At 49.2% G+C, this 20,114-nt stretch carries 17 protein-coding genes; 15 read left to right on the forward strand and 2 right to left on the reverse strand.

The features are described 5' to 3' along the window. On the reverse strand, positions 1–2,598 hold a 2,598-nt coding region (locus tag VJY99_RS09220), incomplete at its 3' end, for a diguanylate cyclase (RefSeq protein ID WP_324117751.1). A 354-nt stretch (positions 2,599–2,952) separates the two neighbouring features. On the opposite strand from VJY99_RS09220, the gene udk reads away from it, so the two are divergent. From udk to asmA, 3 genes are read left to right on the forward strand one after another with little or no spacing between them, the layout of a single operon-like run. Continuing rightward, entirely contained in the window at positions 2,953–3,594 is a 642-nt protein-coding gene (udk, locus tag VJY99_RS09225; RefSeq protein WP_324117752.1) for a uridine kinase, read from the forward strand. 36 nt (positions 3,595–3,630) lie between these two features. Then, on the forward strand, positions 3,631–4,212 hold the full coding sequence (dcd, locus tag VJY99_RS09230; RefSeq protein WP_324117753.1) for a dCTP deaminase: 582 nt from the start codon (positions 3,631–3,633) through the stop codon (positions 4,210–4,212). 23 nt (positions 4,213–4,235) lie between these two features. After that, positions 4,236–6,080 (forward strand): outer membrane assembly protein AsmA, encoded by a 1,845-nt coding sequence (gene asmA, locus VJY99_RS09235; protein WP_324117754.1) that lies wholly within the window; start codon positions 4,236–4,238, stop codon positions 6,078–6,080. A 56-nt stretch (positions 6,081–6,136) separates the two neighbouring features. Here asmA and VJY99_RS09240 read toward each other — a convergent pair whose 3' ends face one another. Beyond that, positions 6,137–7,717: a TerC family protein gene (locus VJY99_RS09240; RefSeq protein ID WP_324117755.1), complete on the reverse strand. Its 1,581-nt coding sequence runs from the start codon at positions 7,715–7,717 to the stop codon at positions 6,137–6,139. Between the two features lie 745 nt (positions 7,718–8,462). Between VJY99_RS09240 and VJY99_RS09245 the strand changes: the two genes are divergently transcribed. The 12 genes from VJY99_RS09245 (at position 8,463) to VJY99_RS09300 (ending at position 20,112) form a co-directional block, all read left to right on the forward strand. Continuing rightward, positions 8,463–9,596 carry a polysaccharide export protein gene (locus VJY99_RS09245; protein ID WP_324117756.1) on the forward strand — a complete coding sequence of 378 codons (1,134 nt, stop codon included), beginning with the start codon at positions 8,463–8,465 and terminating at the stop codon, positions 9,594–9,596. 6 nt (positions 9,597–9,602) lie between these two features. Continuing rightward, positions 9,603–10,046 (forward strand): low molecular weight protein-tyrosine-phosphatase Wzb, encoded by a 444-nt coding sequence (gene wzb, locus VJY99_RS09250; RefSeq protein ID WP_324117757.1) that lies wholly within the window; start codon positions 9,603–9,605, stop codon positions 10,044–10,046. 2 nt (positions 10,047–10,048) lie between these two features. Continuing rightward, positions 10,049–12,211, forward strand: a complete 2,163-nt coding sequence (gene wzc, locus VJY99_RS09255) for a tyrosine-protein kinase Wzc (RefSeq protein ID WP_324117758.1) — start codon at positions 10,049–10,051, stop codon at positions 12,209–12,211. A gap of 140 nt (positions 12,212–12,351) precedes the next feature. Further along, positions 12,352–13,200: a colanic acid biosynthesis glycosyltransferase WcaA gene (gene wcaA / locus VJY99_RS09260; protein WP_324117759.1), complete on the forward strand. Its 849-nt coding sequence runs from the start codon at positions 12,352–12,354 to the stop codon at positions 13,198–13,200. Between the two features lie 2 nt (positions 13,201–13,202). Beyond that, complete coding sequence (gene wcaB / locus VJY99_RS09265; RefSeq protein WP_324117760.1) at positions 13,203–13,688, forward strand: colanic acid biosynthesis acetyltransferase WcaB; 486 nt, start codon at positions 13,203–13,205, stop codon at positions 13,686–13,688. Further along, the gene (locus VJY99_RS09270) at positions 13,685–14,902 is read left to right on the forward strand and encodes a glycosyltransferase (RefSeq protein ID WP_324117761.1); all 1,218 of its coding nucleotides are present in this window, start codon (positions 13,685–13,687) and stop codon (positions 14,900–14,902) included. The genes wcaB and VJY99_RS09270 overlap by 4 nt, the downstream gene beginning before the upstream one ends. Next, positions 14,877–16,097: a colanic acid polymerase WcaD gene (wcaD, locus tag VJY99_RS09275; RefSeq protein ID WP_324117762.1), complete on the forward strand. Its 1,221-nt coding sequence runs from the start codon at positions 14,877–14,879 to the stop codon at positions 16,095–16,097. The genes VJY99_RS09270 and wcaD overlap by 26 nt, the downstream gene beginning before the upstream one ends. An 8-nt stretch (positions 16,098–16,105) precedes the next feature. Then, positions 16,106–16,858: a colanic acid biosynthesis glycosyltransferase WcaE gene (wcaE, locus tag VJY99_RS09280; RefSeq protein ID WP_324117763.1), complete on the forward strand. Its 753-nt coding sequence runs from the start codon at positions 16,106–16,108 to the stop codon at positions 16,856–16,858. A gap of 93 nt (positions 16,859–16,951) precedes the next feature. Then, a complete protein-coding gene (gene wcaF, locus VJY99_RS09285; RefSeq protein ID WP_324117764.1) occupies positions 16,952–17,491 on the forward strand; it encodes a colanic acid biosynthesis acetyltransferase WcaF in 540 nt (179 codons plus the stop codon). Positions 17,492–17,546: 55 nt separating this feature from the next. Beyond that, entirely contained in the window at positions 17,547–18,668 is a 1,122-nt protein-coding gene (gene gmd / locus VJY99_RS09290) for a GDP-mannose 4,6-dehydratase (RefSeq protein WP_324117765.1), read from the forward strand. A 2-nt stretch (positions 18,669–18,670) separates the two neighbouring features. Next, a complete protein-coding gene (gene fcl, locus VJY99_RS09295; protein ID WP_324117766.1) occupies positions 18,671–19,636 on the forward strand; it encodes a GDP-L-fucose synthase in 966 nt (321 codons plus the stop codon). Positions 19,637–19,638: 2 nt separating this feature from the next. Further along, entirely contained in the window at positions 19,639–20,112 is a 474-nt protein-coding gene (locus VJY99_RS09300; RefSeq protein ID WP_324117767.1) for a GDP-mannose mannosyl hydrolase, read from the forward strand. The last annotated feature ends 2 nt before the right edge of the window (positions 20,113–20,114 follow it).

Here is a 20,114-nt window from a genome sequence, read left to right on the forward strand (position 1 = left end):
GATGCGTTTTTGCTCGTCCAGTGGCAGATTTTGGTTTTCTTTGCGGATGGCATGCCGAGACGATTCAAACACAGTAACCTGACCACGCCCGCTGTTCTTCGAGGCGTAGCAGGCAATGTCAGCCTGAGACAGCACTTCAGATGCAATGCGGTTTTCAGCATCAATTTGTGTAATGCCCGCACTCGCGCCAATACCGTGTGAACGCCCGTTCCACGTAAAGTGGTAGTCATTAATGCTTTGGATCATACGAGTAGAAATATGGCGTGCATTTTCTGCTGAACAATCCGGGAGCAGCAGACCAAATTCATCGCCACCTAAACGAGCAAGGAAATCGCCTGTGCGTAACATGCTGAGCATCAAAGACGACAGTTCTCGCAGTAAGGCATCCCCCGCGGCGTGGCCTGCGGTGTCGTTCACCGCTTTAAAACGGTCAAGATCGATGAACACCAGTGCGTGCCGCTGACGATATTCTCCAGCACTATGCAGCAATTGTTTGAGATGATTTTCGAAACTGGCGCGGTTTGCCAGGTGGGTCAGCCCATCGTGCGAGGCGCTGTAGCTCAATTGTTTGAGCATCTTGCGAGATTCAGTCACGTCCTGAATAACCAATACCGAGCCGATGCTTTGCCCATCAAGGGTCGTCAACGGGGTAATGCTGTAATGAATGTCGTAGCTACCGCCATTGCGGCAATGCAGAACGACATCGTGTTCGATAGTGGTACGGGAATAATCGCCGCTATGAATGTTTTCTATCACCGGCCCCGTATTACCGAAGGTGATGTGCAGAATTGTCAGAATATTTTGGCCAATACTCTGCTGTTGCGGCCACCCGCTGAGCTTCTCGGCAATGGGGTTCATAAAGGTGATATTCATATCGACGTCGGTACATATTACGGCTTCACCAATCGAATCCAGCGTGATGTGTAGACGTTCTTTTTCCTGGTACAGCGCTTCGTTCAGTTGTTTGACTTCCGTCATGTCCATGCAAACGCCAAGCAGACGCTCAACATCCCCATTTTTATTCAGCACGCGATTGGCTAGTGATCGAATATGACGGATGCCTTCTTTGACATGAATACGGAACTCCAACTTGAAGGGGCTACGGGTTCGTAAAGCGTCATTTACCGTTTTTTGAGCGGCGGGGGCGTCATCTGCAACAATACAAGCCAGCCACAAAGCGTAGGTCGGTTTCAAATGCGCTGGGACTTCGTAGAGATCGAACATCCGTTTATCCCAACTGATCATCTCTGTGCCCAGATCCCACTCCCAAATCCCAATACCACCGGCTTCATTGGCGAGGGTGATGCGCTCCATCAGGCGTTTATTCATCCATTCGGTTTGTTTGAGGTCATTAATATCCTCGATTTGCGCAATCAAATAGAGTGGTGAGCCATCAATATCACGCACAACAGAAACTGCCAGTAATGCCCACACCACACTACCTTTGCTGGTGTAGTAGCGTTTTTCCATCGAATAGGTGTTGATACTACCGCTCAACAACATATTGAGTTGCTGTAAATCGGCGTGTAAATCTTCCGGATGGGTGATTTGTTGGAACGTCAGTGAACAGAGTTGTTCGCCCGTATAGCCAAGGAAATTGCTAAGCGATTTATTGACTTGTAGCCACTGCCCCTCAGTCGACACCAGTGCCATACCGATGGCGGAGTACTCCATCGCGTTACGAAAACGCGTCTCGCTTTCAGTAATGTGTTTCCGTTCTTCGCGGAACGCATACATCACCATGGTCATCACGTTGGCAGGCAATAAAATCATCAGGAAGGGCAGCCACGGCGCATTATTCATGACCGCTGCGTGAGGTTCCATGACTATCTGGCCGTTAGTTGCCATCATTAATGAGACAACCATCACGGTACCGAGGAAAATAACAAAAGCTTCCAGACGTGGCAGGCGAATAGCACTCCACATCAGAAACACAATAATGAAGGTAAATGGCCACGGCATATAACGCAGCGTTAAGTAACTAAGCGCCAAAGTAATGACAAAGGTGAATAGAGTTTCCAGCAATAATTTAGGATTTTTATGACGTAATAAATGTTCAGGTTTAAACAATAATGCGATCGGCACTAACGCCAGTGCCCCGATTGTTTCGGAGAGCATCCAGACGAAAAAAGTTTTGAAGAAGCTTCCATCATCAGGGCCCGTCAGCAATGTCACGAGTAGACCGCCAATAATCGGCGGAATGAGGGCGCTACAAAGGACTAACTTGACCCAATTGCCCAGATTTTTCAGTGGGTTTTGCTGTGGCAACATGCGGCGCATTAATGATGCACCGAGCAACGCCTCAATAATATTGACTCCCGTATAGATGAGACCAATATCATCTATCGACAATAAATAAGCGGAAGCGGACAAACGACCTAATGCACAAACCGCGATCACCATCGGCCACTTGCGCACTGGATTGCGCAACAACGCCACCATCATGATAGACGTCGGGAACCAAAGCGGCGCAAGAACAGTATTTGCCAGTGATAATTCAATAGAGTACCAGGTAAATATAAAGCTTAAAATCCCCAACCCCACTGGCAGTACGAAGGAAGGCATCTCTAATAACTCTTTTGTGCTTTGTTTGGTCATTACCACAAATCCGTTAAGGCGCGCCGCCAGGTGACAGGCCCGGATGCAAATAAAAAGTTAAGTTTCGGCTTATGCTAGTACAAACAATTTACATTTCATATGCAGGCCGGTCATAATTTAACATCAAGATGCGGTAAAAAGTGATATTTAACAGACTTATTTTCCTCTCATGATTATAGGCATGTTTCAAATAGGGAAATTGCTCTTCTCCTTCAGCTTATCTGTCTGGTAGCTAAAATCATCACCAGAGCGCATTACTCTGGTATCAGCGGGCGGATCTCCCTATAATTGCCGCGTTTGACGCATGTAGCGTCGCCCTTCCTCAACATTTAAGTCAACAAGGCTCGTTACAACATGACTGACAAGTCCCATCAATGCGTCATCATCGGGATAGCCGGTGCGTCGGCTTCAGGAAAAAGTCTTATAGCCAGCACACTGTATCGCGAACTGCGCGATCAGGTTGGTGATGAACACATTGGTGTCATTCCAGAAGACAGTTACTACAAAGACCAAAGCCATCTTTCGATGGATGAACGAGTTAAGACCAATTACGACCATCCCAACGCGATGGACCACAATTTGCTGTTCCAGCATCTTCAAACGCTAAAAGCCGGTAACCCCATTGAACTGCCTGTTTATAGTTATGTGGAACATACTCGTACCGGTAACACCGTTCATTTAATGCCGAAGAAAGTTATCATTCTGGAAGGGATTTTGTTGCTGACGGATGCTCGTCTGCGCGAAGAGATGAACTTCTCCATTTTTGTTGATACGCCGCTGGATATTTGCCTGATGCGCCGTATGAAACGCGATGTTAACGAACGTGGCCGTTCAATGGACTCCGTAATGGCTCAGTATCAGAAAACCGTTCGTCCTATGTTTTTACAATTCATCGAACCTTCCAAGCAGTATGCCGATATTATCGTGCCGCGTGGGGGTAAAAACCGTATCGCCATTGATATCCTGAAGGCGAAGATCAGTCAGTTCTTTGAATGATCTCAATAAAACTGAGCTTGATAAGGAGCATCAACGATGCGCTTGTGTGACCGCGATATAGAAGCCTGGCTTGATGACGGGCGCTTAACGATTACCCCTCGTCCGCCAGTTGAACGCATTAGCGGTGCTACCGTTGATGTCCGTTTGGGGAACAAGTTCCGTACTTTCAGTGGACATACTGCACCGTTTATTGATTTAAGCGGTCCAAAAGACGAAGTGACCGCTGCGCTGGAACGCGTGATGAGCGACGAAATTGTCCTCAACGAAGGCGATGCTTTTTATCTGCATCCGGGCGAATTGGCGCTGGCGGTAACACTTGAGTCCGTGACACTGCCTGCGAATTTAGTCGGTTGGTTAGATGGGCGTTCATCTTTGGCACGTTTAGGCTTGATGGTTCACGTTACTGCACATCGTATCGACCCAGGCTGGCATGGCTGCATCGTACTTGAGTTCTATAATTCCGGTAAACTACCTCTGGCGTTACGCCCTGGCATGATGATTGGTGCACTGAGCTTCGAGCCACTTTCTGGCCCAGCCGCACGTCCTTACAACAGCCGCCAGGATGCGAAATATCGCGATCAGCAAGGTGCGGTTGCAAGCCGTATTGATAAGGACTGAGTTCCCATCTGTATGAGGGCTGTATGAAACGATTTTTAACCACGCTGATGATCTTGCTGGTGGTACTTACAGCTGGCCTCTCTGCGTTGGTGCTGTTGGTCAATCCCAATGATTTTCGTGCATATATGGTGCGTCAGGTTGAATCCCGCAGTGGCTACCAGCTGAATATAGAAGGGCCGCTGCGTTGGCACGTCTGGCCGCAACTCAGTATTTTGTCTGGCCGTATGTCGCTCACCGCACCCGGGGCCAGCCAGCCTCTACTTAGCGCTGATAACATGCGCCTCGATGTGGCGTTAATGCCGCTGATTTCCCACCAATTACAAGTTAATCAGGTGATGCTCAAAGGGGCGGTGATTCAACTCACACCGCAGAGTGAAGAGCGTCGTCCGAAAGATGCCCCAGTTGGGCCATCAGGCAGTATCCCTGAAGCTGACGAAGTACGCGGTTGGTCCTTCGATATCGCCAAATTGAAAGTGGTCGACAGTGTTCTGGTGTTCCAGCATGACGACGACGAACAAATTACCGTACGTAATATCAACCTGCACATGGAGCAGGATGATAAAAAACAGGCGCATATCGAACTGAGCAGCCGTATCAATCGCGATCAGCGTGACCTAAATTTGACGCTGGTGGCTGATCTGAATGCCGCTGATTACCCGCAACAGCTGAGTGCCACTATCTCGAAGCTCAATTACCAGGTTCAAGGGGCTGATCTTCCGGTTAAGGGGATTTCTGGTACTGGGACCGTGACGGCTCGTTGGCTGGAACCTGAGCGTCGACTCGAACTCAATCAGCTCAATCTGACGGCGAACGACAGCGATTTGCAAGGCAACGCAAATGTGGTGCTGGATGAGAAACCTCAGTGGATGTTCGACCTCCGTGCCAATAAATTGAATTTCGATGGTCTGATTGTTGCGAATGCGGTGACCAGTACCCAAGCTGAACAGCAGGCACAACAGCAACCGACGTTGCCACGACCGGTTATCGCAGCAGGAAGTGACGATAGCAGTTACCAGAATCTGCGCGGCTTCAGCGCCCAGATTAACATTGCTGCTTCAAGTGTGCGCTGGCGCGGGCTTGACTTCACCGATGTGCAATCGGCGGTGACAAATCAGTACGGCCTGCTGACAGTTTCTGAGCTGACGGGGCATTTAGGTCACGGCAGTATGTCGCTCCCTGGGGAGCTTGATGTTCGCAATAATCAATCGCAATTAACCTTTATTCCCAAAGTAGATAACGTCGAGATCGGGCAGATTCTTACCGCCTTCGACTATCCCATTGCCCTGACGGGTTTGCTGTCGATGGAAGGTGAGTTTCACGGTGATAAACTCAATGCCCAGGCATTCCGCCGCAGTTGGGAAGGGGATGCGAGCATTACCATGACGCATAGCGCGATGAAGGGGTTGAACTTCCAGCAGTTGATTCAGCAAGCGGTCACTCGCAGCAATAGCGATGTGAAGGTCAAAGATAATTTCGACAACGCGACGATGCTCGATAGCTTCTCGGCGCAGGCAACGCTCGACAACGGCGAACTGCTGCTCAATAACATGGAAGGTCAATCTTCCGTACTGGAATTGACTGGGCAAGGTTCGTTGGATTTGGTTAAACAGCTTTGTGATACCCAATTTAATGTCACCGTGTTGGGCGGTTGGGAAGGGGAAAGTAAGCTGACTGATGTGTTGAAAACCACACCTATTCCGCTGCGCGTCTATGGCCCGTGGCAGAAGCTGAATTACTCGTTACAAGTCGACCAAGTGCTGCGCAAACAGTTACAAGGCGAAGTGAAACGTCGCATGAATGATTGGTTAGACAAGCATAAAGACAGCAGCAAGTCGAAAGACGTGAAAGAGTTGCTCGATAAGCTTTAGTGTTGATAATCATTGGGTCTTAGGGTGGGTGTCACTATCGCAAATCCACCCTAAGATCACATCTCGTAATCCATTTCATCATTCACTTCCAGTGGCACAATCTGCACTTTCTGCACTCGATGACTTTCCACTTGCAGCGTGCGTAGCAGGTAATTCCCCACCTCAACGGTTTCTCCTGTCACCGGAATATGCTGTAGCGACTCCATTAATAACCCAGCAATAGTGTGATAGTTACGTTTGTCTTCCAGCGGCAGTGGCACGTACTGGACTAAATCTTCGAGCGGCATATGGCCGTTTGCTGTCCAGCTTCCATCCGGGTTTTTCTGGATGTCATGGCGTGCGTCTATCTCTTCGACTTCATTCGGTAAATTACCGGCAATGGTTTCCATGACGTCACTTAACGTCACCACCCCCTCGACTGAACCAAATTCATCCACGACAAAGGCAAAGTGTGTTCTGGCATTGCGGAATTGCTCCAGTGCTGCGAGCAACGGCAGTGTCTCCGGGAAGACCAATGGCTGGCGAATCAGCACCTCGAGATTAAACGGCGCACCCTTTAGCGTTTGCTGGAGTAAATCAATGATGTGCACCACACCCAAAATTTCGTCACCACTGCCGGTTATCACGACACGGGTATGTTGGTTTTTATCCAGTAATGCCCGGATCTCAGCTTCAGGATCGTGAATGTTGATGTGCTCGACGTCATGGCGTGAGGTCATGATGCTACTGACCGTGCGCTGGTTCAGATTCAGCACACGTTCAATCATCAGCCGCTCTTGCGGTTCAAAAATTTCATCTTGTTGTGCGTGATCGGCAATCAGTGATGCCGTCTGCGCATCCAGCTCTGCTTCTTCCTTTTTGCCATTCAACAAACGCAGCACCGCCTCGGCAGTGCGCTGGCGCAACGATTGATCCGCTGACAAAAAGCGCCGGCGATTGAAAATAGCGAGTTGGTTCAGGCTTTCAATGATCACTGAGAAACCAATGGCGGCGTACAAATAACCTTTCGGAATATGGTAGCCAAAGCCGTCAGCCACCAGGCTAAAACCAATCATCAACAGGAAGCTAAGACACAAAATCACAATGGTCGGATGGTTGTTCACAAAACGTGTCAGTGATTTGCTTGCCAGCAGCATCAAGCAAATTGCGATAATCACCGCCGCCATCATCACGGCCAGATGGTCAACCATCCCGACTGCGGTAATCACCGAATCCAGGGAAAACACCGCATCCAGAATCACTATTTGCGTCACGACGGGCCAAAACCTTGCACCGCGCCGTTGGGTTTGTGTTTCGCTGTCCTTACCCTCGAGGCGCTCATTAAGCTCGACGGTGGCCTTGAATATCAGGAACAAGCCACCGAAAAGCATGATCAGATCTCTGGCGCTAAAGGCGAATAAGCCAACGTAAAACAGCGGGCGAGTCAGGGTGACAAGCCAGGATATCGAGGCCAGGAGCAATAAGCGCATTAACATGGCGAGGATAAGCCCAGTGACGCGAGCTCGGTCGCGTTGCGCCGGTGGCAATTTTTCGGCAAGGATGGCGATAAACACCAGGTTATCAATACCCAGGACTAGCTCAATAACCACCAGCGTGATGAGACCTGCCCAAATGGAGGGGTCGGCAATCCATTCCATAAATCGTTCAAAACCTTTTTAAGATGACAAATGTCACATTTAAATGATGGTTAAGCAGGGGCAGAATTGCAACATCAGGGGAAATAAATCGTAGAGAGCCAAAAGGTCGGCAACTATCGCGCTCATTCCCATTAAATTAATAAGGTAAATAATTCATTATTTTCACGAATAACGGATCATGGCTTTTTCTTAGTGGGAAATTCCCATGAGATATATCTGTATATTCTTTTGTGATGTATCACTAATTCATTTTCTGTCAATATAAAGAAATTCCTAAAACTGTGTAATTGTGCTGTTAATACTAATCTTAAAAGTCTCGGTATTCTTCGGTGGTGCCTTGCCTGATATAGGGTTAACTGCAACAATCCGTATCGGTGTCTGATATTAGATGTATTTTTTAAAATTCGCTGAAGACGTGATATTTAACCTGGCGCCGTTGGGTTTTACTCCTGAGATAATTCTTTGGATTTAATCCATAACATCACGTCACCTTATAAATTGTCTTTTTTCAGTAGGTTGGTGACTGTAAGCCAGGGGCGGTAGCATGCTCGAAGGCCAGAGAATAAGCCTCAATTATTCTGTCAATAGGATATCGGGAAATAAGAATTTTTTAGGATTGATGCCAGTTATTTTGGGGGCATTCCAAAAGGCAAATAGGGTTCAATTCATACCTCATTCAAAAACCTAACGAGTCACTTATTTTATTCGTTCAGGATAATTACTCTGCCATAGTGATAAATACTCAATGATAAAATACAAACTTAAATTGATGCCTTTATTGGTGTCGGTAACCCTTATGAGCGGTTGCACACTGCTCCCCGGTAGCAATATGTCTACGATGGGGAAAGATGTCATCAAGCAGCAGGATTCAGATTTCAATCTGGACCGCATGGTTAACGTGTATCCGTTAACACCGCGCCTTGTCGAACAATTACGTGTTCACCCGGCAGTCGCGCAGCCAAATATGTCACTCGACCAGGAAATTTCTACTTACCAATATCGCGTGGGGCCCGGTGATGTTCTGAATGTCACTGTGTGGGATCACCCTGAACTGACAACGCCTGCTGGTCAGTACCGTAGCTCAAGTGATGCCGGTAACTGGGTACAGCCCGACGGCACGATGTTCTATCCGTATGTCGGTAAAATTAAAGTCACGGGTAAAACATTGTCTGAAATCCGCAGTGATATTACTAGCCGTCTTGCGACGTACATCGCAGACCCGCAGGTGGACGTTAATATCGCTGGTTTCCGCTCCCAAAAAGCCTATGTCTCAGGCCAGGTGAATAAGTCCGGCCAGCAGGCAATTACCAATGTGCCACTCACTATTCTCGATGCTATCAACGCCGCAGGCGGCCTGACTGATGCCGCCGACTGGCGCAACGTCGTGTTGACGCACGACGGCAAGGAAAAACGTATTTCCCTGCAAGCGCTGATGCAAAACGGCGACCTGAGCCAGAACCATCTGCTTTATCCCGGCGACATTTTATTTGTGCCGCGTAATGACGATCTCAAAGTGTTCGTGATGGGTGAAGTGAAGAAGCAAGCCACCCTGAAAATGGACTTCAGTGGCATGACACTGACCGAAGCGCTCGGCCAGGCCGAAGGTCTGGATATGACCACTTCGAACGCCAGCGGCATCTTCGTCATTCGTCCAATCAAAGAGAAGCAGGGTGGCAAAATTGCCAACATTTATCAGCTTGATATGTCCGATGCGACGTCGCTGGTGATGGGCACCGAATTCCAGTTGCAACCTTATGACGTGGTGTATGTCACCACTGCACCGGTCACGCGTTGGAATCGTCTGATTAACCAATTGCTGCCAACAATCAGTGGCGTTCGTTACATGACGGATACCGTCAAAGATATCCATACCTGGTAAGGCGCTATGTTCAATAAAATTTTGGTTGTCTGTGTGGGAAACATTTGCCGTTCCCCAACCGCTGAGCGGTTACTGAAAAGCTATCACCCGGAGCTTACCGTGACGTCTGCGGGGCTCGGGGCGCTGGTAGGAAAAGGGGCTGATGTCGGCGCCATTCGCGTAGCGCAACAGCATAACCTCTCCCTGGAGGGGCATTGTGCAAAACAGATTTCCGGCAAAATGTGCCGCGAATATGACCTGATCCTCGCCATGGAAAAGCGCCATATTTCCGCAATTTGCGAAATGGCTCCAGAGATGCGTGGCAAAGTGATGCTGTTTGGTCACTGGGATGCGGAACGGGAAATCCCCGATCCGTATCGCAAAAGCCACGACGCTTTTGAAGCGGTTTACGGTCTTCTGGATCTCAGCGCCCAAAAATGGGCTAACGCACTCAACGCTCATCAGGGTTAACAATGACAGAAATATCACGCCGTTCGAGCGCCCCGACTGAGGGCAATGATGAAATTGATATTGGCCGATTGTTTGGCACGGTTCTCGAAGCCCGTTGGTGGGTTTTGGGGATCACGGCAATTTTTGCCGTGTTAGCGACCGTCTATGCACTGTTTGCCACACCAATCTATAAAGCCGATGCTCTGGTGCAAATCGAGCAAAATACCGGTAATTCACTGGTCAATAATATTAGCTCGGCACTCTCTAACAAGCCGCCAGCCTCTGCCGCAGAAATACAGTTGATCCAGTCGCGCCTGGTGTTGGGGAAGACCGTTGACGATCTCAACCTCGACATAGCGGTTGAGAAAAACCGTTTCTGGCTGCTGGGTGCGGGCTGGGATCGTCTGCAAGGGCGGCAAAATGACACCGTCGTCGTCGACAGCTTTAACCTTCCTGCCGGTCAGGCCAAAAATGCCTTTACGGTAGAAGTGCTGAGCCCAACGCAGTATGTGTTGACCAGCGATAACGGATTTAGCGCCAAAGGCCAGGTCGGCCAAATACTGAATAAAGCGGGCATCACCCTGACGGTGAGTGCAATCAAAGCGCAACCCGGGGACACCTTTACGGTGACCAAATACTCCACCCTTGGCATGATAAACCAGCTTCAGGGTAACCTGACGGTGGCTGAGAATGGCAAAGATACTGGCGTATTGAGCCTGTCTTATACCGGCGAAGATAAAGACAAAATCCGTGTGATTCTGGATAGCATTACTCGTAACTATCTTGAGCAGAACATCCAACGCAAGTCGGAAGAAGCGGCGAAAAGCCTAAAATTCCTTGCGGAACAATTGCCAGAAGTCCGCACCCGTCTTGATGAGGCAGAAAACAAACTCAACTCCTATCGCCAGGAGCAGGATTCGGTTGACCTATCGCTTGAAGCAAAATCAGTCCTCGACACCATGGTCAATATTGATGCGCAGCTCAATGAGTTGACCTTCAAAGAGGCTGAAATCTCTAAGTTGTACACCAAAGTTCACCCGGCATACCGCACGCTTTTGGAAAAACGCCAAACCCTGGAAGAAGAAAAAGCCCGCCTGAATGGGCGCGTGACGGCAATGCCGAAGACCCAACAGGAAATCGTGCGGTTAACGCGAGATGTGGAATCCGGCCAGCAGGTTTACATGCAACTGCTGAACAAACAGCAAGAGCTGAAAATCACTGAAGCCAGTACGGTGGGCGATGTGCGGATTGTCGATGCGGCTATTGCTCAACCGGGAGTGGTGAAACCACAACGTGCGCTGATTATCCTCGGTAGCATTATTCTGGGTCTGATGTTGTCGATTGTCGTTGTGCTGTTACGTTCACTGTTCAATCGTGGTATCGAAAGCCCGGCGTCACTGGAAGAGGCAGGAATTGGGGTTTATGCCAGCATCCCACTTTCTGAGTGGCAGAAATCCCACGATAACGCCAAGGTGCGCAATGTTAAAGGTGCGCGACGTAACAAACAAAGCCAACTGCTGGCCGTCGGCAACCCGACGGATCTGGCCATCGAAGCGATTCGTAGCCTGCGTACCAGCCTGCACTTCGCCATGATGCAGGCGTCAAATAATGTCCTGATGTTAACCGGCGTTAGCCCGTCCATCGGTAAAACATTTGTTTGCGCAAACCTTGCGGCGGTTATCAGCCAGACCAACAAACGCGTGTTGCTTATCGACTGCGATATGCGCAAAGGCTATACCCACGAACTTCTGGGCACCACTAACACTAATGGTCTGGCGGAGGTGTTATCTGGCCTTGCCGACATTAGCCGCTGCGCACAAAAAACCTCAGTACCTAATTTTGACCTCGTTCCGCGTGGAATCGTGCCATCCAATCCTTCAGAACTGCTGATGAGCGAGCGCTTTGCAGAACTGGTGGCCTGGGCCAGTAAAAATTATGACCTGGTGTTGATTGATACTCCGCCAATTCTCGCAGTCACTGACGCCGCGGTGGTGGGTCGTCATGCGGGTACGACCCTGATGGTGGCACGCTACGCAGTCAATACGCTGAAAGAAGTCGAAACCAGCCTTAACCGCTTTGAACAGAACGGCATCAACGTGCGTGGTGTGATCCTCAACTCTATCTTCCGCCGTGCGGCGGGATATGAGGATTACGGTTACTACGAATATAAATCTGATGCCAAGTAATCAGACATTCATTGGCTGTGAGGCTTTGCTTCTGCGCCCTTAATTATCCAATGATTATCCAGCCCTAAATCATTCGAGTTGCGGGTGCTGCCAACGCACCTGCAGCGTGAAGTATGACGGGCAAGACTTTAGGGAGTGTCATGAATAACACTACATCGCGCCCACTTATTTCCATCTATATGCCGACATGGAACCGTCAGCAGTTGGCGATCCGCGCCATAAACTCGGTGCTGCGCCAGGATTATGAACATTGGGAAATGTTAATCGTTGATGACTGTTCTTCTTCGTATGAGCAATTGCAGCGTTTTGTTGAGCAACTCGGTGATACGCGGGTGCGATACATCCGCAATGAGTTTAACTCCGGTGCATGTTCGGTACGTAATCAAGCCATCAGTCAGGCTTTGGGCGAGCTGATTACGGGGATTGATGATGATGATGAATGGACACCCAACCGCCTGTCGGTATTTCTGCAACACCAACACCAGTTGGTGACTCACGCCTTTTTGTATGCCAATGACTACGTTTGTGAAGGTCAGGTTTACTCGCAACCGGCCAGTTTACCGTTGTACCCAAAATCACCGTTTTCTTTAAAGCTATTTTATAAGCGCAATATTATTGGTAATCAGGTGTTTACCTACGCCGAGCGTTTCAAAGCCTGCCTGTTTGATACCACACTTGCAGCCGCTCAGGATTACGACATTTTCTTGCGCATGGTGGTGGAATACGGCCAACCGTGGAAAGTGGAAGAAGCGACGCAAATTTTGCATATCAATCACGGCGAAATGCAGATAACCAAATCGCCTAAAAAGTTTGCCGGCTACTTCCACTTCTATCAAAAGCACAAAGACAAATTCGACCGAGCCAGCAAGAAATATCAGCTGTTTACGCTCTATCAGATTCGTAATAAGCGTATGTCTTTGCGCACCTTGTTAGCGCTTTTGAGTGTACGAAACACCAAACGCCTGGCCGATGGATTACGGGGGAAATAACGGTGCTTGAAGATCTCCGCGCAAACTCCTGGAGCTTACGACCTTGCTGCATGGTGCTGGCTTATCGCATCGCACATTTTTGCTCGGTGTGGCGCAAAAAAAACGTCATCAACAATCTGTGGGCAGCTCCGGTCATCCTGTTGTATCGCTTTATCACCGAGTGCCTGTTTGGCTATGAAATCCAGGCGGGCGCCACCATCGGTCGGCGTTTCACCATTCACCACGGTTACGCCGTAGTGATTAATAAATTCGTGGTCGCCGGCGATGATTTCACTATTCGTCACGGTGTCACCATCGGCAATCGCGGCAAAAACCTCGCCTGTCCGGTTATCGGCAACGGCGTCGAACTCGGTGCCCATGTGGTGATTATTGGTGGCATCACCTTGGGTAATAACGTCATCGTCGGCGCGGGTAGCGTGGTGCTCGATAGCGTGCCGGATGGCGCGTTAGTCGTCGGCCAGAAAGCGCAGATAAAGGTTATAAAATGAATATCATGCAATTTAACGTACGCCTCGCCGAAGGAGGAGCTGCGGGGGTGGCGCTGGATCTCCACCAACGCGCCCGTGCGGCGGGCTTGAGTTCGCGTTTTATCTACGGGTACGGCAAAGGCGGTAAGAAAAGCGCCAGCCACGATAAATTTGCTGGGGTTGAAAAACACACGCCGCGTCTGACTTCTATTGCCAACATCGTGTTATTTCGCTTTTTTAACCGCGACCCGTTTGGCAACCTGAACAACCTGTATCACAACGTGACGCGTGCCACAGGCCCGGTAGTTTTGCATTTCCACGTTGTTCACAGCTATTGGTTGAATCTCGAAGAGATGGTGACATTTTGCCAGCGCGTCAAAGCGCATAAGCCGGATGTCACGTTTGTCTGGACGTTGCACGATCACTGGAGCATTACCGGGCGTTGTGCGTTTCTCGATGGCTGTGATGGCTGGAAAACCGGCTGCCAAAAATGCCCGACGTTGAATAACTATCCACCAGTGAAACGAGATCGCGCTCATCTTCTGGTGGATACCAAGCGCCAGCTGTTCCGTGAAATGCTGGCGTTGGGCTGCCAGTTTATTTCTCCAAGCCAGCATGTGGCCGATGCCTTTAACCGAATCTACGGGGCAGGGCGCTGCAAAATCATTAACAACGGAATTGATGTCGCAACCGAGGCAATCCTCGCGGAACTGCCTCTCACCCAAGCGGCAGGCGAAAAGCCAAAAGTGGCGGTGGTGGCGCATGACTTGCGCTATGACGGCAAGACCAATCAGCAACTGGTGCAGGCGATAATGGCACTGGGTGATGAAATCGAATTGCACACCTTCGGTAAGTTCTCACCGTTTAACGGACCGAACGTCATCAACCACGGTTATATGACAGATAAAAAAGCGTTGATGAGCCAACTCAACGAAATGGACTCGTTGGTGTTTAGCTCGCAGGTGGATAACTACCCGCTGATTTTATGCGAAGCATTGTCGATTGGCGTGCCGGTGATTGCCACCCAAAGTGAAGCAGCAGATGAAGTGCTGCGTAAAGTGGGCGGTAAAACCTTCAGCGATGAGCGGGTGCTTGAATTGGTGAAAATGCCAAAAGAGCAGTTGGCGCAGCACGTGTTTGGCAAAGCGTTGCAGGTGTTCAAAAGCGCCAGTCGCCAGGCTTTCAGTGGACAACAGATGCTGGAGGAGTATGTCTCGTTCTATCAAAATCTGTAGTTATCTGCTGTTACCGTTCATCTATCTGGTGGTCAACGTCAAGTTGGCCTCACTGGGAGAAAGCTTCCCCATTACGATAGTCACCTTCTTGCCTGCAATCCTCTTTTTGTACATTGAACGCATCAGCATCAAAAAATTGATGATTGCGTTGGGTATTGGCACGGGACTGACGGCATTTAACTACATCTTTGGCCAATCTCTGGATGCCAGCAAATATGTCACCTCGACATTATTGTTTGTTTATATCGTACTGATTCTGGCGATGACCTGGAGCTGCCGCTTCAAAACCATTTCACAACATAATCACCGTAAAATTCTTAGGGTGTTTTATGGTGTGGTGGGTCTTATTGTGATGTTGGCCGCAGCAGAAATGGCACAGATTATTCTTACGGGTGGCAGTAGCCTGATTGAGAAAATTTCGAAGTTTCTTATATACAGCAATAGCTATGTTCTGAATTTTATTAGTTTCGGTGGCAAGCGAACCACGGCGCTGTATTTCGAACCGGCATTTTTCGCTCTGGCATTAATCTCAATTTGGCTCAGCATCAAACAGTTCGGTATCAAAACACCAAAAGTTGATGGTATGATTCTGTTAGGGATAGTTCTTTCAGGATCATTTTCAGGGGTAATGACTTTTATCCTGTTTTATCTTCTTGAGTGGGCATTTCAATACCTTAATAAAAATGCCATAAAGAAGAAGTTACCACTGGCAATTATTTCCCTGTCCGTTTTTTTAGTGGGGTTAATATTCGCGTTTCCGTATATCGCCACACGCTTGGGGGATTTGGGAACCGAAGGCTCATCGTCGTATTACCGTATTATTGGCCCGTTAGCGATGGTCGGATATTCATTGACCAATATCGATGGGGTAGTCCGTTTCGGATCTTTATATGAATATGTCGCATCATTCGGAATCTTTAACGGTGCGGATGTCGGTAAAACAGTAGACAATGGTTTGTATCTGCTGATTATTTATTTTTCCTGGTTCGCAGTAATACTGACAGTCTGGTATATGTCGAAAGTGGTTAAAATGATGCGCACGGCGTTTGGTAATAATGAAAACTTCCGGGTGCAATTATGGCTGTTTATGCCCATGTCACTGTTTTTTACCGGTTCGATTTTTAGCCCTGAATATGCGTTCTTAATTGTGTGTCCATTTATTCTGCGTAAGGCACTCAATATTACGAACACCTGAGGTCCATTATGTTACTAAGTGTCATCACCGTTGCTTATAAAAATCTCGCCGGAGTTGAGAAAACCTGGCAGTCGCTGGCTCACTTAGCGAAGGCATCAGGCATCACATTTGAGTGGATTGTGGTTGATGGCGGCTCAAATGACGGTACGGCGGAATTTCTGGAAAACCTCAGTGGTCAGTACAACTTACGCTTCGTCAGTGAGAAAGATAACGGCATTTATGATGCCATGAACAGAGGCATTGAGATGTCTCAGGGTCGTTATGCCTTGTTCCTCAACTCAGGTGATATCTTCCATCCGGATATCGTACAAGTTGTTCATCAACTCGCCGCCATGCCCTCAGCCGATAGGGCGATGGTGATTGGCGATGCGTTATTAGACTTTGGTGATGGGACAAAAAAAGAGCGCCGGGCAAAGCAGGGTTGGTATATTTACCACAGTTTACCCGCCAGCCATCAGGCGATATTTTTCCCGGTTTCTGGGTTACGTAAATACCCTTATGATCTGCAATATAAAGTCTCATCAGATTATGCACTGGCCGCGAAAATGTACAAAAATGGCTACGCCTTTAAACGCATCAAGGGCTTAGTCTCTGAATTTTCTATGGGTGGTGTTTCCACTTCAAACAATATTGAATTGTGCCGTGATGCAAAAAATGTCCAGCGCAAGATATTAGGCGTGCCAGGTTTTGTCGCGGAATTATCATTCAAGCTTCGTTTGCGTACCACCGGAAAAGCAAAGGCTATGTATAACAAAGCATAAGGTGGATGTCGCTTGCGTTTATCCACCCTACAACTGCTAACCCGTAGGTCGGATTAGCGCAAGCGCCTCCGACAAAATCCTCAAGAGGATAATATGCAGGAATTAAATGGCTTCTCGGTACCGAAAGGTTTCCGGGGTGGGAATCCTATTAAAGTCCAACTGTGGTGGGCTGTTCAGGCAACCTTATTTGCCTGGTCACCGCAAGTATTATATCGCTGGCGTGCATTTTTATTACGTTTATTCGGTGCGCGAATTGGTAAAGGTGTGGTGATTCGTCCTTCAGTCAAAATTACCTATCCATGGAAATTAACACTGGGTGATTATGCCTGGGTGGGTGATGACGCAGTGTTATATACGCTGGGCGACATTACCATTGGTGCAAATTCTGTGGTGTCACAAAAGTGTTATTTATGTACCGGCAGCCACGATTATATGAGCAAGCATTTTGATATTACCGCCACACCGATTGTCATCGGCGAAAAATGCTGGTTGGCAACAGATGTATTTGTTTCGCCTGGCGTCACTATTGGAAATGGCACCGTAGTGGGTGCCCGCAGCAGTATTTATAAATCATTACCGGCAAATGCCGTTTGCCGGGGTAACCCAGCAATAAAAATACGCTCCCGAGCGTGAGGTTTTTCTTAAAAAAGAAAAACGCCTAACTTAATCATCAATCATAGGAATTATTATGACTAAAGTAGCTCTCATCACGGGTGTTACCGGACAAGACGGCTCTTATCTGGCGGAACTGCTGCTGGAAAAAGGTTACGAAGTTCATGGCATCAAGCGTCGTGCTTCTTCATTCAATACCGAACGTGTCGATCATATTTATCAGGATCCACATGACAGCAATCCAAAATTCCATCTGCACTACGGTGATCTGACGGACAGCTCAAACCTGACCCGTATTCTTTCCGAAGTGCAGCCGGATGAAGTGTATAACCTGGGCGCAATGAGCCACGTTGCGGTTTCTTTTGAGTCCCCGGAATACACCGCAGATGTTGATGCGATGGGGACTTTACGTCTGCTGGAAGCGATTCGCTTCTTAGGATTAGAGAAGAAAACCCGTTTCTACCAGGCGTCCACCTCTGAGCTTTACGGCCTGGTGCAAGAAACCCCACAGAAAGAAACCACACCTTTCTACCCGCGCTCCCCGTACGCGGTCGCCAAACTTTATGCTTACTGGATTACCGTGAACTACCGCGAATCCTACGGCATGTATGCGTGTAACGGGATTTTGTTCAACCACGAATCCCCACGTCGTGGTGAAACTTTCGTGACTCGCAAAATCACGCGTGCTATCGCCAACATCGCTCAGGGCCTGGAAAAATGCCTGCATCTGGGGAACATGGATTCCCTGCGTGACTGGGGCCATGCCAAAGACTACGTGAAAATGCAGTGGATGATGCTGCAACAAGAAACGCCAGATGATTTCGTGATTGCTACCGGTGTGCAGTATTCCGTGCGTCAGTTCGTGGAAATGGCCGCCGCGCAACTGGGTATCAAACTGCGTTTTGAAGGTACCGGTGTGGACGAGAAGGGGATTGTGGTCTCCGTAACCGGTCACGATGCACCGGGCGTTAAACCAGGCGATGTGATTGTTTCTGTCGACCCGCGTTACTTCCGTCCTGCTGAAGTGGAAACCCTGCTGGGTGACCCAACCAAAGCGCATGAAAAACTGGGCTGGAAACCAGAAATCACGCTCAAAGAAATGGTCAGTGAAATGGTCGCTAAAGATCTGGAAGCGGCGAAAAAACACTCGTTGCTCAAATCACACGGTTACGAGGTTGCCATCGCGCTGGAGTCTTAAGCATGAATAAACATCGTATCTTTGTTGCTGGCCATCGTGGGATGGTCGGCTCTGCCATTGTTCGCCAACTTGAACAACGTGCTGACGTTGAACTGGTGCTGCGTGGGCGTGATGAGCTGAATCTGTTGGATGGCGCGGCCGTTAACGCTTTCTTTGCTGAGCAGCGTATCGACCAGGTTTACCTGGCCGCGGCAAAAGTGGGCGGTATTGTGGCGAACAATACCTACCCAGCTGACTTCATCTTTGAAAACATGATGATTGAGGCCAACATTATTCACAGTGCGCATGCGCACAACGTGAATAAGTTGTTGTTCCTCGGGTCATCGTGCATTTATCCGAAGATGGCGAAGCAACCGATGGCTGAAAGCGAGCTGCTGCAAGGCACGCTTGAAGAGACTAACGAGCCCTACGCGATTGCCAAAATTGCAGGTATCAAACTGTGCGAGTCGTACAACCGCCAGTATGGCCGCGATTATCGTTCGGTGATGCCAACCAATTTGTATGGCCCGAACGATAACTTCCACCCAAGTCATTCGCACGTGATCCCTGCGTTACTTAGGCGCTTCCACGAAGCGACCCAGCAGAACTCACCTGATGTCGTGGTGTGGGGCAGCGGTACGCCAATGCGTGAATTCTTGCACGTTGATGATATGGCAGCCGCCAGTATTCACGTGATGGAACTGGCAAGTGAAGTGTGGCAGGAAAACACCCAGCCAATGCTTTCGCACATCAACGTGGGTACTGGCGTTGACTGCACCATTCGCGAACTGGCGCAAACCCTCGCGAAAGTGACGGGCTATCGTGGACGCGTGGTGTTTGATGCCTCCAAACCTGATGGTACGCCACGCAAACTGTTGGACGTGACACGCCTGCGTCGTCTGGGCTGGTATCCAGAAATCACCCTGGAACCTGGCCTTGCCAGTACTTACCAGTGGTTCCTCGAAAACCAGCAGCGGTTCCGGGGGTAAACATGTTCCTGAGTGCTGAGGACTTCGCAACGGTCGTCCGTTCTACCCCACTTATCTCCATCGACTTGATTGTTGAAAATCAGGACGGTGAGTTCCTGTTGGGGCAACGCACTCAGCGCCCGGCGCAGAACTTTTGGTTCGTGCCGGGTGGCCGGGTACGCAAAGATGAAACGCTGGAGCAGGCTTTTTTACGCTTAACCGAAGCCGAGTTAGGTCAGGCATTCACCCTGCAAGAGGGTGAGTTTTACGGTGTGTGGCAGCATTTCTATGACGACAACTTCTCCGGGACGGATTTCTCCACGCACTACGTGGTGCTGGGGTTCCGTCTGCGTGTGGATGCTGATGCGCTGCAGCTGCCTGAAGCACAGCACAGTGCTTACCGCTGGTTAACACCGGAGCAATTGCTGGCTCGCGACGATGTGCACGACAACAGCCGCGCTTACTTTCTTGTGGATAAATGCGCAGAGGCAGGCTGAAG

The sequence above is a fragment of the Buttiauxella sp. genome (assembly GCF_035271705.1).
Lineage (GTDB): Bacteria > Pseudomonadota > Gammaproteobacteria > Enterobacterales > Enterobacteriaceae > Buttiauxella.